A 14828-nucleotide genomic window follows, 5' to 3' on the forward strand; every position below is an offset into this window, starting at 1 on the left:
CGTGGAAACTCGTGGCGGATGGCGGGACGGCGGGCTGACAGGACGGGGCTTGGTTCAAGTTTGAAACAAACCTACACTGGGTGCATGACGACTCGCTGGCTCACCCCCGAGGAGCAACGCGCCTGGCGCGCGTACATCGCCGCCTCCTTGCTCCTGGAGGACGCGATCGACCGGCAGCTCCAGCAGGACGCCGGCATGCCGCACCTGTACTACTCCATCCTGTCGGTCCTGTCGGAGTCCCCGGAGCGGCGGCTGCGCATGACCGATCTCGCCGAGCGCCTGAAAATCACGCGCAGCCGGCTGACGTACGCGGTGACGCGGCTGGAGAAGGACGGCATGGTGCGGCGCGAGGCCTGCCGGTACGACAAGCGGGGCAGCATCGCGGCCCTGACGGACGACGGGTTCGCCGTACTGGACCGGGCGGCGCCCGGGCATGTCGAGACGGTGCGGAGCTTCCTGTTCGACCGGCTCAGCGAGGAGCAGGTGGGGCAGCTGGAGGAGATCTCCACGGCGATCGCGCAGGGGCTCCAGGAGGACGGGACGCGGCCGGCGTCGGACGATGTGCCGTGGCGACGGAGGTCCTCCACGACCTGTTCGTGACTCACGTCACAACACACTTCGACCTCACCGCCCCTCATTGCTTCAAATTTAAAGCAAGGGTAGGGTTCCGGACGTGGATCTGCTTCAAATCTGAAGCAGACTGCAAGCCGACGGCTGTGCAGCCGAACAGGAACGGAACCCGGAGGCCCCGCATGCCCGACACCCCCGTTGTCCTCGCCACCCCGCGCTCCCGCGTCCGGGTCCCGCTGCGCTTCCACGACGGCTACGAGGTCGACGCCGAGGTCGTCACCTTCCACGGCCTGGCCGACGGCCAGGAGCACGTGGCCGTCGTCCTGGGCGAGCCCGGGCCGGTTCCGCTGGTGCGGCTGCACTCCGAGTGCCTGACCGGGGACGTGTTCGGCTCGGCCCGCTGCGACTGCGGACCGCAGCTGCGCGAGGCCGTCGAGCGCATAGCCGAGCGCGGCGGCGTGCTCCTCTACCTCCGCCAGGAGGGCCGGGGCATCGGCCTCTACAACAAGCTCGACGCGTACGCCCTCCAGGACGAGGGCCTCGACACCTACGAGGCGAACGCGGCCCTGGGGCTGCCGGAGGACGCCCGCGACTACACGGCGGCGGCCCAGATGCTCCGGGCTCTGGGCGTCGGCGAACTGGACCTGCTCTCCAACAACCCCGACAAGGCCGCCCAGCTGCGCGACCTGGGCGTGGCCGTCCGCGACCGCGTCCCCACGGGCGTCTTCACCACCGCGCACAACGTCCGGTATCTGCGCGCGAAGGTCCTCCAGACCCAGCACACGCTGCCGCTCGCCGCGCTGACGGGGCTCAGCGCGGGCTGAGCCTCCCGGCCCGGCCGGGCGCGTGAACGGGGCGGCTTGCCCCTCGGCTCATCGGGTACAGCCTTTGAAAGAGGGCGACCTCTGCAGTACCCGGAGCTTATGGAAAGTGACCGTTCGTGACCGATCTCGGCGGCCCCGGCGATCCCCGGGCAAGGAGACGGGGCGATGGCCCGGAGGCCGTGGCGGCACAGATCGCCGACGCCGTGGAGAGCCTGACGGCTCTGTGGTCGGTCGCCGCCCAGGACGCGACCCTGCGGCTGTCTCTGCACCAGCTGCGGGCACTGCGCACCCTGGAGGCGGCGCCCGGCCTGAACCTGACGGCCCTGGCGGACCGACTCGACATCGGCCTTCCCACGGCCAGCCGCCTGTGCGACCGCCTGGCGGCGGCCGGCCTCCTGGAACGCGCCCCGCACCCGGACACCCGACGCGAGGTGCAACTGTGGCTCACCACGCACGGGCAGCACGTCCTGGGCGACGTCGCCGGCCGCCGGGCACGGGCCCTGACCACGGCACTGGCGGCGATGGAACCGGCGGAACGGGTGGCGCTGAGCCGGGGGTTGCGGGGGTTCCTGGCGGCACGGGGCGCGGGGATCCCGGGCGTCGACGGGACCGAGCGGGGTGAGGGGACCGAGCGGGGTGAGGGGACCGAGCGGGGTGAGGGGACCGAGCGGGGTGAGGGGACCGAGCGGGGTGAGGGGACCGAGCGGGACACGGAGGCCACCCGGGATGACGGGACCGAGCGGGACGCCGGAACCGGCCAGAACGCCGGGACCGAGCAGGAGACGGGAGCCGACCAGGCCACCGGGACCGACCAGCCCGCCGGAACCGACCGGGACACCGGGGCCGACCGGGACACCAGGGCCGACACGGGCGACCCGCCTCGCGGGACCGAGCCGACCCGCCGGACCGACCCAACTCGCAGGACCGACCCGACCGGCGGGCCGTAACGCCGTGACAACGGAAGGTCCGCCCCTCAACCCCCCGAGCCCTGACGGCCCCCGCCGTCCCCGCCCCCACCCCCGCCCAGCACCGCCACACACGTGTCGTCCCGCACCGGGCGGGCCGCGCTGCCCGCGTCGCGGAGGACCACCGCGGCCACCACCGCCGGATCGCACCCGAGGAGCACGGTGTCGTCGGGGGGCGTCCAGCGGCCGGGCAGGCCGTCGCTGTGCAGGACGAGCAGGCTGTCGTCCCGCCACGGCACCCGCTGCACGGACACGGACGCCGGGACCTGCGCGCCCACGATGCCGGGCTGGGACAGCATCGCCTTCCAGCTGCCGTCGGTGCGCAGCCGGGCGCCGACGTTGCCGATCCCGGCGAAGTGCAACAGCCCCGACCCGAGATCCAGTTGGGCCACGGCGACGGCCGCGCCCCGGGTGCGGCGCAGGGACCGGCCCAGATGCCGCAGCATCTCGGCGGGCGGCCGGTCGGCCACGTCGCGCAGCGCGTCCACGGCGGCGCCCGACGCCTCCGCCGCCTTGGGTCCGTGACCGAGCCCGTCGGCGAGCAGCAGGGTCAGGCGGTCACCCGTGCGGACCCGGCTCCAGGCGTCGCCGGAGTACTCGGCCCGGCCGAGGGGGACGTTGACGCCACCGGCACGCGGCCCCCGCGGGGCCGTCCGGTACCGGCCGGCGGGGGGTTCGTGGTCGATACGGGCCATGGCCACGGTGCCCCGGCCGGGGGCGCTGTGCAGGTCGAAGTCGTTCGCTATGCGCCGGCACGTGCCGAGGCCGGCGCCCAGGGAGGCCGCGGTCGTGTAACCGTCGCGCATCGCCGCCGCGACGTCCGGGATGCCCGGGCCGTGGTCGAGGGCGACGAGCTGCACGGACAGGCGCCGGCCGTCGGCGGGGGCGCTCTCGGCGAGGTTGATGAGGACGTACCCGCCGTCCGCGTGCCGCACCAGGTTGGTCGCCAGCTCCGTCGCCACCAGCGCGGCGGTCGCGATGCGGTGCGGGCCGAGCCCGGCGCACGCGCCGGCCTCCTCGGCCGCGACCCGGACGTCCCGCACCCGGGTCGAGTCGTCGACCGGCACGTCCCACACCCTGCTCATCACGACCCCGGCCGGGCCGACGGCACGACCGTGGCCCAGGCTGTGACGGTGACGGTGGTCCCCTCACCGGGCCGGCTGTCCACCTCGAACTCCTGGACCAGCCGCTTGGACCCGCTCAGGCCGAGTCCGAGCCCGCCGCCGCTGGTGTAGCCGTCGGTCATCGCCCGGTCCAGATCGCGGATGCCGGGCCCGGTGTCGACGAAGGCCAGCCGCAGGCCGGGCGACGGCCCGGTCTCCAGCGGGGTGATCTCCACATGGCCACCCCCGCCGTGGACGAGGGTGTTGCGGGCCAGCTCACTGGCGGCGGTGACGAGCTTGGTCTGCTGCACCAGTCCGAAACCGAGCTCGGCGGCGGCCTGCCGGACCTGCTGCCGTACCCAGGCCAGGTCGGCGTCCGAGCCGATCGGCAGGCTGGCCGGGACGGCATGGCGGGAGGCCCGCATCACGGACTCCCCTCGCCCTGCCGCTCACCCGCGGTGAGCAGCTCCATCGCGCGTTCGACATCCAGGGCCGTCCGCAGTCCGGGCAGGGTGAGCCCCAGCTCGACCAGGGTGATCGCCACCGCGGGGCGCATCCCGGCCAGCACCGTACGGGCGGCCAGCAGTCCGGCTCCGGCGGCGATCTCGGCGAGGACCCGCCCCAGGAAGGAGTCGACGATGTCCACGCCGGAGATGTCGATGACCACGCCGGTCACCCGGGTGTGCGCGATGCGGTCGGTGATGTCCTGCTGGAGCTGTTCGGCCATCCCGTCATGCAGCTCACCCTGGAGGGTGACCAGCAGGATGTCGCCCAGCCGGAGGACCGGAACCGTGAAACCGTGCCCGCCCAAGGGCCCGGCGACCGGGGGCCCGGATCCCGCGGGCCCGTTCCCCGAGGGGCCGGTCATCGCGTGCCCGCGTCGGCCGTCCGGAGCGGCGCGATCTCGACGCCCTGCCGGCTGAGCGCGTAGGCCAGGGCGTCCGCCAGGCTCGCGCGGGTGAGCACCGTACCGAGGTCGATGCCCAGCTGGACGATGGTCTGCGCGATCGCGGGCCGGATGCCGGAGACGATGCACTCGGCGCCCATCAGCCGGGCCGCGGCCACCGTCTTCATCAGGTGCTGGGCGACCAGCGAGTCGACCGTGGGCACGCCGGTGATGTCGAGGATGGCGAACCGGGCGCGCTCGGCGACGATCGCGTCCAGCAGGCTCTCCATGACCACCTGGCTGCGCGCGCTGTCCAGCGTGCCGATCAGCGGTACGGCGACGGTGCTCTCCCAGAGTTTGATCACCGGGGTGGCCACTTCGTGCAGCTGCTCGCGCTGCCGTGCGATCACCTCCTGGCCCGCGCTGACCGTCGTCTCCAGTACGACCAGACGCAGCGTGCCCATCAGCACGGTGAGCGCCAGCACGCACTCCTGGGCCTCGGGGGCGTGCGGGTCGGGGAACTCGGCGCGCAGCAGCTCGGTCACCGGTTCGCGCAGGGCGGCCACCTCGTCGGCGAGCCCGTCCGTGTCGATGCCCATGCGGGCGCGGGAGGCCGCCATCCGCCCCAACTGGTCGCGCACCGCCGCGAATCCGGAGGCCCGGAGGTCGTCCAGCCGCCCGGTGGCCGCCACCGCGGCCAGCGCCGCCGCCACGGACCTGCCCGCCTCCACCGCCTCGTCGCGGGACACGGTGAAGACCGTGCGGAACAGCGCGGCGTCCGCCCACCGTTGGGCGACCTGCTCCCGGCGCCGTTCGAGGAAGGCACTCACCTGCTGTGCGGGCGGCTCTTGTTCCGTGTTCTCTTCCGATACCGACACCGACACTTGCATCGCTCCCTTGCACGGGCCGGACCGAGGTCGCGCTGCGGCACCTCAGCCGTTACTTGCCGTATGACAAACATTAGGGCCGGTGTACGGCTCCGCCAAACGGCCGCTCACCCACATCCCCTGGCCTCCGCTTTCCCCGGTCCCTCCCGCCCACGCCAGTCCAGGCACACCACCAGGGCGTCGTCGTCCGGGACGGACCTGCCGCGGTGGCCGGACAGTTCGCGAAGGACGGCCCGGGGGACCTCGGCGGCCGGGAGCAGCCGGGTCGACTGGATCGCCCGGGCCAGGGCCGCGTCCCCGTAGGCCTCACCGCCCGGGGAGGCGACGTCGTACACCCCGTCGCTGACGAAGACCAGCCGGTCGCCGGGCTCGACCGTGAACTCCTGGGCCACGTAGTCGGTCTCCTCGAACATGCCGAGCGGCAGCTGGGCGTCGAAGGGCACCCGCTCCACCGCGCCCCGGCGCAGCCGCAGCAGCCGCGGGGAACCGGCGTCCACGGCCCGGACCCGCCCGGTGGCCAGCTCGATGTCCAGCATGAGTACGGACAGGTAGCAGCGGCCCCGGTAGTGGGCGTACACCGCCTGGTCGGCCAGGGCCGCCTGGTCGGCGAGGGGGAGACCGGCCCGGCGAGCGTTGCGCAGGGCGTTGATCGCCAGGTTCGTCAGCAGAGAGGCCTCTATGCCCTCGCCCATACCGTTGGTGACGTAGAGACTGAGCCGGTCGGCCGTGGCGGACCAGTCGAAGTTGTCGCCGAAGATCGCGTACGCCGGTTCCAGCTGGGCGCCCAGCTCGTACTCGGGGCGGACGCAGGAGCGGCCCGGCAGCAACTGCCACTGCATCTCGGCGGCCAGCGTGAGCCGGTCCCTGCGGCGCGCTTGGAGGTACAGGTCGGTGTCCCGTTCGGCCACGACGATCTCGTGCCCGAGCACCTCGGCGATCTCGGCCAGTTCGCCGATGCGGCCGTCCGTGTGCGCGCCGAGGCGGCCGTCGGCGTGCTCGCCGCCCGGCAGGGTCACCGTCAGCACGCCGAGGCGGTCGCCGCGCACGGTGACCGGCAGATGCACGCGCACCCCGCCGGCCGAGTCACCCGGCAGGGTCTCCACGTACGGCTCCTGCGCGCCGAAGGCCCGGCCCGCCGGGCTGTTGGCCACGGACACCGGCTGGAGGGTGTGCGGCGGCACGGACACCGGCTGAAGCACCGTCAGTCCGTAGTCGGCCAGATACAGCTCGACGGAGTCCGCCGCGTACTGATCGGTCAGTACACGACGGACCGCGTCCAGCAGTTGATGGGGCGCCGCCGTGCGCAGGGCGCGCTCGGCGGCGACGAGTCTGTTCACGATCGTCATCACGATGGTCGAAGCCCAATCCTTGATCCTCGTCGGACATCACTCCGGACTCACTCGGGACATCTCCGGGGCCCTCGGACACGGCCCTCGGTCCGGAGGGCCGGTGACGGTCCCGTGTCGCGGCACGCCTAGTACGCTGACGGCCATCCCGGTGACTGCGAGAGTGTGACTGTGACTTCCCTCCGACCCCGCCCTGAGCCAGCAGAGGTCGCACGTGTGACCTCCACGGCCGCGGAGTTGCTGGAAGTCCTCTGGGGCCGGGCCTCCACGGCACCCGCCTCGGCGTCCCAGCTGCGCGTGCTGCTCATCCTGGAGCACCACGAAGGCATCAACCTGCGCACCCTCGCCGACTCCCTCGCCTCCACCCCGCCCTCCACCAGCCGGCTGTGCGACCGGCTCCAGGCGGCCGGGTTCGTCGAACGCGTGGTGAGCGCGGCGGACCGGCGCGAGGTGCAGCTGCACCTCAGCGGGCGGGGCCGCGCCTTCCTGGCCGACCTGCGCGTCCGCCGGGAGCAGACGCTGCGCGCCGTGCTCGACCAGATGCCCGCCGCCAAGCGGGTCGCGCTGCTGCAAGGGCTGGAGGCGTTCTGCGACGCGGCCGCGGCCCAGATACACGACGACACCGACGACTCCACCGCGTCCGGTACCCGCACTGCCTGAACCGCCCGTCGTGGCACCGGGACGAACATTCCGGATCCTCCCCCGCGCCCACACGTCACGCTAGATTGTTGTCCCACGACTATAGTTGTCAAACGACAACTGTCGGCCCCACGTGTCCCGTCGCCAACTCCTTCGTGCCGCACCGCCCCGCCCTCCTGCCCGTACCGTGAGCCGACCGTGCGGGTACCCCGTCACCGCCCCGACCTGCACCGACTGTGGTCAACGTCTCGGCGGGCAGAACACGGGGCATGAGAGGGGCGACCGGGGGTAGCGGCCTGGAGGTGGCCTGACGGGGGACGAGAGCGGGCCGGACGACGAGGGAGGGCCCGTGACGGCGACGACGCGCATCGGCACGACGACGGATTCCGGCACCGACACCGGTGAGGAACTGCCGCAGATCGCCGAGCCCCAGAAGCTCGCCCCGCAGGACGCGCGCGAGCTGACCGGGCAGTTCCTCGAGCGGCTCGCCGTGCTGGAGGAGGGCACCCCCGAATACCAGTACGCGCGCAACACGCTCATCGAGATGAACATGTCGCTGGTGCGGTTCGCGGCCCGCCGGTTCCGTGCGAGCGGCCAGTCCATGGAGGACGTCGTCCAGGTCGGCGTCATCGGGCTGATCAAGGCCATCGACCGGTTCGAGGTCTCCCGCGAGGTGCAATTCACCAGCTTCGCGGTGCCGTACATCATCGGCGAGATCAAGCGGTTCTTCCGCGACACGTCCTGGGCCGTGCACGTGCCGCGCCGCCTCCAGGAGGCCCGTACGGAGCTCGCCAAGGCCACCGAGGAACTGGCCTCCCGCCTCGGCCGCGCGCCCAAGGTCGGGGAGCTGGCGGCGCTGATGAACCTCACGGAGGAGGAGGTCGTCGAGGCCCAGGTCGCGGCGAACGGCTACCTCTCCTCGTCCCTGGACGCCGCGGTCACCGGCGACTCGGAGGACAGCGACAGCACGCTCTCCGAGTTCATCGGCGAGGAGGACCCGGCCCTCGAACTCGTCGAGGACTTCCACGCGCTGGCCCCCCTGGTCGCCGAACTCGACGAGCGCCAGCGCCTCATCCTCCACCTCCGCTTCGTCGAGGAACTCACCCAGGCGGACATCGGCAAGCGCCTCGGCATCTCCCAGATGCACGTCTCCCGCCTGATCTCCCGGACAGTGGCCCGCCTGCGCTCGGGGATGCTGGCGACGGGCTAGCGGACACCCTCAGTGGTGCCAGGCGCGGCCGCCGGTGTTGTGGATGAACCGCTGCAGCACCTTGAGGGTCGTCAGGTACTCCTCGTCGGAGATGCCCGCGTGCCGTTCCGCCCACAGCTCGTCCTGGAGTGCCGCGGCCTTGTCGTAGAAGGCCCGGCCCTCCTCCGTGAGGGCCAGGCGCCCCTCGGAGTCCTCGGTGATCCAGCCCTGGGCGATCGTGACGTCGATCTCCCGCTCCATGGATTCCGAGCCCGTGTCGAGGTAGTTCTCGAGGAGGCGGGACACCTCGTGCCGAGTCTTGGCACGGTCGGCTCGTGCGACCTGGGCGAGGACCCACCATTGCGGCTGCGTGGTGCCGACCCCCGCGAGGGCGGCCCGGGTGCGGCTGACGACAGCCTTGTAGGCGGCCCAGCTCCAGTAGCCGATGGGCTGCTGGATCAGTTCGGCATCGCTGTGTGAGTACTCCACGGCAGGTCCTCTCGATCTGGGCTACTTCGACCCGACCGACCGTAGAAACTCAACCTCGCTTGAGGTCAAGGACCTTCGGGAAACACAGCGGCGCCCGAGCCGGCCGAAGCCGACCCGGGCGCCGCGTGGCAGGCCGGGGGATGTTTCCCCCGCCCGCCTTCGGTAGGCCCTGTGGGACTCGAACCCACAACCAATGGATTAAAAGTCCACTGCTCTGCCAATTGAGCTAAGGGCCCAGGCGATGTTGCCCCCACGAGCATAGCCGGACGAGGCCGAGTCTCCGATCGGGTATCGGTGACCCGGCCGTGCCGGAGGTGTGAAAACACCCGCCGGAAACGGCGGAGCGCCGCAGCCCGCCCGGAGAAGGGGGCCACGGCGCTCGTCACGCGTCTGCGTCAGCCGTTGCGCTTCCAGCGCGGCTTGTCCTCGCGGCGCTGGAAGGAACCAGCGCCACGGTGGTCGTCACGACGGCCCTGCGGGCGGTCGTGCCCGGGACGGTCGTGCCCGCCGGCGCGGAAGCCCGGACGGTCGTCCCGGCGGTCGCGGTTGAAGGGACGGTCGCTGCCGCGGTGCCCCGTGCGCTCGTCCCGGCGGAAGCCGCCGCGGTCGTCACGACGCTCGAACGGACGGCTCCCGCCACGGTCGTCACGACGCTCGAACGGACGGCTGCCGCCACGGTCGTCACGACGCTCGAACGGACGGCTCCCGCCACGGTCGTCACGACGCTCGAAGGAGCGGCCACCACGGTCGTCACGACGGAACCCGCCGCGCTCACCGCGGTCGCCCCGGTCGTCCCGGCGGAAACCGCCACGGTCGTCACGACGGTCGAAGGAACGACCACCACGGTCGCGGTCCCTGTCCCGGTCACGGTTGAACCCACCGCGGTCGTCACGGCGCTCGAACGAACGCCCGCCACGGTCGTCACGACGGTCGGAGGAGCGGCCACCGCGGTCGCGGTCGAAGGACCGGTCCCGGTCGGCGTACCGGTCACGCCCGGCCCCGCCGCGCTCCTCGCGCCGCTCCCGACGCTCGTACGGCGCGGAGGAAACCTCGGCGCGCTCCACGTCCTGCGCGGTCCGCTGCTCCGGCACCGACAGCTCGACGCCGGCCGGAACCTCCGCGGACTCCCCGGACACCGCCGCCTGCGGCTCCTCGCCGCGCTCCCGCGCGACCCGCGCGAGCAGTCGGTCGGACTCCTCGCGCAGCTCGTTCGCGCGCCGCTGCGCCCGCTCCAGCTCCTTGGTGAGCTGGGCGACCTCACGCTCGGCCTGCTGCGCGGCGTTGCCCACGGACTCGGCCTGGACCTCGGTCATCGACCGGGCGCCGGTGATCTCGGCGACCTCCGGGTCGAAGGCGCCGGCGCCCTGGATGATGTGACGCCCGGCGTCGACGCCCGCGTCCTCCATCAGCCGGAAGATCTGACGCCGCTGGTGCGGCAGGGAGAGCGACACGACCGTGCCCGTGCGGCCGGCACGCGCCGTACGGCCCGCGCGGTGCAGGTAGTCCTTGTGGTCGCCGGCCGGGTCCACGTTCAGCACCAGGTCGATGCCGTCGACGTGGATGCCGCGCGCCGCGACGTCGGTGGCGACGAGCACGTTGACGTACCCGTCCTTGAAGTCCGCCAGGGTCCGCGTCCGCGCGCCCTGCGTCATGCCGCCGTGCAGCGCGTCGGCCTTCACACCGGAGTCGCGCAGCTGCTCGGCGACGCGGTCGGCGCCCAGCTGGGTCCGGACGAAGATGATCGTGCGGCCCTTGCGGGAGGCGATGGCCGCGGTGACCGGCGCCTTGTCCTTGGGCTTCACGATGAGGATGTGGTGCGACATGGTCGTCACGGCGCCCTGGGCGGCGTCGACCTCGTGGCTGACCGGGTTGTTCAGGTACCGGTCGACGAGGGTCTTGATCTCGTTCTCCATGGTCGCGGAGAACAGCATCCGCTGACCGCCCGCGGGGACCTGGTCCAGCAGCTCCGTCACCTCGGGCATGAAGCCCAGATCGGACATCTGGTCGGCCTCGTCGAGAACGGCGATCTGCACGTTCTCCAGCGAGCAGGCGCCGCGGTTGATGATGTCGCGCAGCCGGCCCGGCGTGGCGACCAGGACGTCGACGCCCCGCTCAAGGGCGTAGATCTGGTTACCCATGGACGTACCGCCGCAGACGACCTTCATCTTGAGGCCGAGGACGTCGCCGTAGGGCTGGAGCGCGTCGGCCACCTGCATGGCGAGCTCACGCGTCGGCGTGAGGATGACGGCGCGCGGCTTGTGCTTCTCGGTGCGGCCGCCGGCCAGCGTGGCCAGGGCGGGCAGACCGAAGGAGAGGGTCTTGCCGGAGCCGGTGCGGCCCCGGCCGAGGATGTCCTTGCCGAGCAGGGCGTCCGGGATGGTCGCGGCCTGGATCGGGAAGGGGGTGGTCACGCCGTTCTGCGCGAGCTTGCGGACGACGCCCTCGGGGAGACCGAGGTCGGCGAAAGTGACCTCGGGGGCGTCCTCGGCTGCCTCGTTCTCGGGCACGACGACGTGATCAGTACTGGCGATGGACATGCGAATGCGAAACCTTCCGGAGTCTCGTCGGCACGCGCCCGTCAACTCCGTGATTCGCGATTCGCAATACGACCGCCTCAATGCGGTCCACCACGGCAAGGGAGAGAGTACGCGCCACACGGCGCGCTCTGCAGTGGCGCCGGGCAAGATGGGATCAAACGATCTGCCACCATACGCACTCCGGGTCCCATAAGGCAAACCGGACTCCGCAGGAGACAGTTGGGACGCTCCGCCGGCCAGTGGCCCGGAGAACCTCCCGTGGTCTGCCAACCTACCGCCCCCCGGAATTGTTCCCGCCCGAATCGTCCCCGCCCGGCGGCACGAGCCGGCAGGGCTACGCCGGCGACCCCGCCTCCGGTGCCGGCTCCCGCTGCGCCAGCTGCGGCCCCGGCGGTTCGTGCGCCGACGACGACGGCTCCGGCTTGTCCGACGGCTCCGGCGACGTCGTCACCTCGGTCGGCGTCGGCGTGGGCTCGGGTTCGGCCGTCCGGGTGGGCGTCGGCTGAGCCGGCGGCTTCGGTGTGGGCTTGACCGGCTTCCCCGGCTTGTCGCGCCCGGGCGCGGACGCGCTCACCACGGCGGACGGCGACACGCCCGGAGACGCCTGCTCCCCCGCCCCGCCGTCCTTGCCCTTCTTCCCCTTCTTGCCCTTGCCGTGCCCGCGCTCGCCGTCGGCCGCCGCAGCACCGACCCCGGTACCGCCGCCCGCTGCCGCGGACCCGCCGTCGGGCGCCTCCCCGCCGTGCCGTCCGGCGGAGTGCGACGGCCTGGCGCTCCCTCCCGCGTCGTCGTCGCCGACGCTCATACAGCCGGCGGCAGCGGCGACGGCCACGACCGTGGCGGCCAGGCGGACGGGAACGTACAAGGGGCGCACGGGGCCACCTCCGGGAAGGGTGATGGAGTCAACACCTCCAACTCCCGCCGCACACAAGAGGACACGCGCCCCGTATTCACAACCCGCTCAGCCGTAGCCCAGGGCGTGAAGGCGCGCGTCGTCGATGCCGAAGTGGTGTGCGATCTCGTGCACCACCGTGATCTCCGTCTCGGCGACGACGTCCTCCCGCGACTCGCACATGCGCAGCGTCGGGTTCCGGTAGATGGTGATCCGGTCCGGCAGCACACCGGCGTACCACTCGCCCCGGTCGGTCAGGGGAGTCCCCTCGTACAGCCCGAGCAGCTCGGGATCGTCCGAGGGCGGATCGTCCTCGACGAACACCGCGACGTTGTCCATCAGTCGCGTCAACTCCGGCGGGATCCGGTCGAGCGCCTCGGCGACCAGTTCCTCGAACTCCTCGCGCGTCATCTCCAGCACAGGCCCATTGTCGGCCACGACCGGGCGGTACGAGAGCCTTCCGGCGTCGCATATCCGGCCCGGGACTTGGGCATACGGGACCAATGGCCCGCGTCCCCGCCGCAGTCCTGAGTGTCCTGAACCCGATCCGCAAGGCCCCGCACACCCTCGCCCGCCGCTACCGCTCCCGGCAGGCCCCGGCCACGATCGAACTCGTGCCGCAGCCGCACCCGTGGACCCGTGCGGTGGGACTCGTGGCCGTCGTCCTCCTCGGCGCCTGGCTGGGCCTGCTGGTCGTGGGCAATGTCCGGGTCCCGGTCGGCCCCATGAACACCACCATGACCCTGCGCCCCTCCTTCACGGGCGGCACCAAGATCAACGTCTCGCCCCTGGGTGCCCTCCAGCTGGACAGCCACATCGCCCCGGTCCGCCTGGACGTGAACGTCGACCAGCTCGACCCGGAGCGCTCCCAGGCCCTGGTCGACCACCCCGAGCGGCTCTCCGGCCTCCAGGACGAGGTCACCGAGGACGTCGGACACGGCACCCTCGACCTGGCCGTCCGCTCGGGCGTCGCGGTCGTCGGCGGCGCCACCGCGCTCGGCCTCGCGGTCTACCGCCGCCCGCGCCGCGCCCTCGCGGCCGGCGGCCTCGCGCTCGCCCTCCTCGCCGCCTCGGGCGGCACGGCGTACGCCACCTGGCGCCCCGACTCCGTCCTGGAACCCAAGTTCTCCGGGCTGCTCACCTCGGCCCCCTCCCTGGTCGGCAACGCGCGCAGCATCGTCACCGAATTCGACGTCTACCAGAAGGAATTGGCCCGCCTGGTCACCAACGTCACCAAGCTCTACGACGCCACCTCGACCCTTCCGGCCTACGCGCCCGACCCTTCGACCATCCGGGTCCTGCACGTCTCCGACATCCACCTGAATCCGGCGAGCTGGAAGATCATCGCCTCGCTGGTGGAGCAGTACAAGGTGGACGTGATCGTCGACTCGGGCGACACGATGGACCACGGCACGGCCGCCGAGAACGGCTTCCTGGACCCCATCGAGGACCTCGGGGCGCCCTACGTCTGGGTCCGCGGCAACCACGACTCGATGATCACGCAGCGCTATCTGGAGGGCCTGAAGAACGTCCACGTCCTGGACGGCGGCCGGGCCAAGACGGTCAAGGGCCTGCGCTTCGCCGGCATCGGCGATCCCCAGTTCACCCCGGACCGCTCGAAGCAGCCCGGCAACGAGCAGTCCCAGGAGCTGGCGGGCGCCCGCCTGGCCACGGCCCTGCGCGACCAGCGCACGGCCGGCAGCCCGGTGGACATCGCCATCGCCCACGAGCCGACGGCGGCCCGCGAGGTCGACGGCGAGGTGCCGCTGGTGCTGGCCGGCCACGTCCACCACGACGAGATGGAAGTCCTGAAGTACGGCACCCGGCTCCGTATCGAGGGCTCCACGGGCGGCAGCGGCCTGCGGGCCATCGAGGGCAAGCACCCGGACCCCATCGAGGCGTCGATCCTGTATTTCGACCGGGACACCCGTCATCTCCAGGCCTGGGACGAGATCGAACTGGGCGGCCTCGGCCTCACGACGGCCGAGGTCAGCCGCCACCTCCCGGAGGAGAACCAGCCCGGCGCGACCGGGTCCCCGACGCCCCCCGCGACCGGGTCCCCCACCGCCCCCACGACTCAGTCCCCGACGCCCTCCGCGACGGCGTCCCCCTAAACCGTTTTGGCGATAGCTCCGCCATCCCATATGCTTCTCACGTCCCCGACGCGCTGAGAAGCGCCCAGGCGGGCCGATAGCCCTCATCGTCTAGCGGCCTAGGACGCCGCCCTTTCAAGGCGGTAGCACGGGTTCGAATCCCGTTGGGGGCACGCACCACCCTGTGCGACACTGTCGTACGACACGCTTGGTCCTGTGGAGCAGTTTGGAGTGCTCGCCACCCTGTCAAGGTGGAGGCCGCGGGTTCAAATCCCGTCAGGACCGCTGAGGTTTCACGTGAAACCTCGTGGCTGGGTAGCTCAGTTGGTACGAGCGTCCGCCTGAAAAGCGGAAGGTCGCCGGTTCGACCCCGGCCCCAGCCACCGCAGCCCTCACCAGGGCTTGAGC

Annotated in this window: 14 protein-coding genes, 4 tRNA genes and 1 pseudogene; 9 read left to right on the forward strand and 10 right to left on the reverse strand. The window is 72.1% G+C overall.

What is annotated here, in order from left to right; genetic code table 11:
• The first annotated feature begins 84 nt into the window (after window positions 1-84).
• From ACZ3I3_RS20395 to ACZ3I3_RS20405, 3 genes and pseudogenes are all read left to right on the forward strand, one after another.
• The gene (locus ACZ3I3_RS20395; protein ID WP_467366980.1) at window positions 85-600 is read left to right on the forward strand and encodes a MarR family winged helix-turn-helix transcriptional regulator; all 516 of its coding nucleotides are present in this window, start codon (window positions 85-87) and stop codon (window positions 598-600) included.
• Window positions 601-752: 152 nt separating this feature from the next.
• Window positions 753-1394, forward strand: coding sequence for a GTP cyclohydrolase II (locus tag ACZ3I3_RS20400; protein ID WP_467366981.1), 642 nt, complete (start codon window positions 753-755; stop codon window positions 1392-1394).
• 116 nt (window positions 1395-1510) lie between these two features.
• A pseudogene (locus ACZ3I3_RS20405) lies at window positions 1511-2005 on the forward strand (MarR family winged helix-turn-helix transcriptional regulator); the annotation flags it as partial.
• 362 nt (window positions 2006-2367) lie between these two features.
• Here ACZ3I3_RS20405 and ACZ3I3_RS20410 read toward each other — a convergent pair.
• From ACZ3I3_RS20410 to ACZ3I3_RS20430, 5 genes are all read right to left on the reverse strand, one after another.
• The gene (locus ACZ3I3_RS20410; RefSeq protein WP_467366983.1) at window positions 2368-3444 is read right to left on the reverse strand and encodes a SpoIIE family protein phosphatase; all 1077 of its coding nucleotides are present in this window, start codon (window positions 3442-3444) and stop codon (window positions 2368-2370) included.
• On the reverse strand, window positions 3444-3887 hold the full coding sequence (locus ACZ3I3_RS20415) for an anti-sigma regulatory factor (protein WP_467366985.1): 444 nt from the start codon (window positions 3885-3887) through the stop codon (window positions 3444-3446). Before ACZ3I3_RS20415 ends, ACZ3I3_RS20410 begins: the two co-directional genes overlap by 1 nt.
• Window positions 3887-4330, reverse strand: coding sequence for an STAS domain-containing protein (locus ACZ3I3_RS20420; RefSeq protein WP_467366987.1), 444 nt, complete (start codon window positions 4328-4330; stop codon window positions 3887-3889). The genes ACZ3I3_RS20415 and ACZ3I3_RS20420 overlap by 1 nt, the downstream gene beginning before the upstream one ends.
• A complete protein-coding gene (locus ACZ3I3_RS20425) occupies window positions 4327-5226 on the reverse strand; it encodes an STAS domain-containing protein (RefSeq protein WP_467367310.1) in 900 nt (299 codons plus the stop codon). The genes ACZ3I3_RS20420 and ACZ3I3_RS20425 overlap by 4 nt, the downstream gene beginning before the upstream one ends.
• Window positions 5227-5342: 116 nt before the next feature.
• Window positions 5343-6581 carry a PP2C family protein-serine/threonine phosphatase gene (locus ACZ3I3_RS20430; RefSeq protein ID WP_467366989.1) on the reverse strand — a complete coding sequence of 413 codons (1239 nt, stop codon included), beginning with the start codon at window positions 6579-6581 and terminating at the stop codon, window positions 5343-5345.
• Window positions 6582-6746: 165 nt separating this feature from the next.
• Here ACZ3I3_RS20430 and ACZ3I3_RS20435 point away from each other — a divergent pair, with 165 nt between their 5' ends.
• A complete protein-coding gene (locus ACZ3I3_RS20435) occupies window positions 6747-7241 on the forward strand; it encodes a MarR family transcriptional regulator (RefSeq protein WP_399415717.1) in 495 nt (164 codons plus the stop codon).
• 328 nt (window positions 7242-7569) lie between these two features.
• Window positions 7570-8430: an RNA polymerase sigma factor SigF gene (locus ACZ3I3_RS20440; RefSeq protein WP_467366992.1), complete on the forward strand. Its 861-nt coding sequence runs from the start codon at window positions 7570-7572 to the stop codon at window positions 8428-8430.
• A 9-nt stretch (window positions 8431-8439) separates the two neighbouring features.
• Here the strand turns inward: ACZ3I3_RS20440 and ACZ3I3_RS20445 are convergent, their stop codons facing one another.
• The 5 genes from ACZ3I3_RS20445 to ACZ3I3_RS20465 all read right to left on the reverse strand — a co-directional run bounded on the left by ACZ3I3_RS20445 (window position 8440) and on the right by ACZ3I3_RS20465 (window position 12747).
• The gene (locus tag ACZ3I3_RS20445) at window positions 8440-8898 is read right to left on the reverse strand and encodes a MarR family winged helix-turn-helix transcriptional regulator (protein WP_467366993.1); all 459 of its coding nucleotides are present in this window, start codon (window positions 8896-8898) and stop codon (window positions 8440-8442) included.
• Window positions 8899-9061: 163 nt separating this feature from the next.
• A tRNA-Lys gene (locus tag ACZ3I3_RS20450) sits at window positions 9062-9134 on the reverse strand.
• A gap of 159 nt (window positions 9135-9293) precedes the next feature.
• Complete coding sequence (locus tag ACZ3I3_RS20455; RefSeq protein ID WP_467366995.1) at window positions 9294-11435, reverse strand: DEAD/DEAH box helicase; 2142 nt, start codon at window positions 11433-11435, stop codon at window positions 9294-9296.
• 334 nt (window positions 11436-11769) lie between these two features.
• Window positions 11770-12309 carry a hypothetical protein gene (locus tag ACZ3I3_RS20460; protein WP_467366997.1) on the reverse strand — a complete coding sequence of 180 codons (540 nt, stop codon included), beginning with the start codon at window positions 12307-12309 and terminating at the stop codon, window positions 11770-11772.
• Window positions 12310-12396: 87 nt separating this feature from the next.
• The gene (locus ACZ3I3_RS20465; protein WP_059420586.1) at window positions 12397-12747 is read right to left on the reverse strand and encodes a metallopeptidase family protein; all 351 of its coding nucleotides are present in this window, start codon (window positions 12745-12747) and stop codon (window positions 12397-12399) included.
• An 83-nt stretch (window positions 12748-12830) separates the two neighbouring features.
• Between ACZ3I3_RS20465 and ACZ3I3_RS20470 the strand changes: the two genes are divergently transcribed.
• The 4 genes from ACZ3I3_RS20470 (at window position 12831) to ACZ3I3_RS20485 (ending at window position 14803) form a co-directional block, all read left to right on the forward strand.
• Window positions 12831-14441, forward strand: coding sequence for a metallophosphoesterase family protein (locus tag ACZ3I3_RS20470; RefSeq protein ID WP_467366999.1), 1611 nt, complete (start codon window positions 12831-12833; stop codon window positions 14439-14441).
• Window positions 14442-14520: 79 nt separating this feature from the next.
• A tRNA-Glu gene (locus ACZ3I3_RS20475) sits at window positions 14521-14593 on the forward strand.
• Between the two features lie 37 nt (window positions 14594-14630).
• Window positions 14631-14705 (forward strand) — tRNA-Asp (locus tag ACZ3I3_RS20480).
• 24 nt (window positions 14706-14729) lie between these two features.
• Window positions 14730-14803 (forward strand) — tRNA-Phe (locus ACZ3I3_RS20485).
• Window positions 14804-14828 lie beyond the last annotated feature (25 nt).

The organism is Streptomyces sp. NPDC016851 (assembly GCF_055562795.1).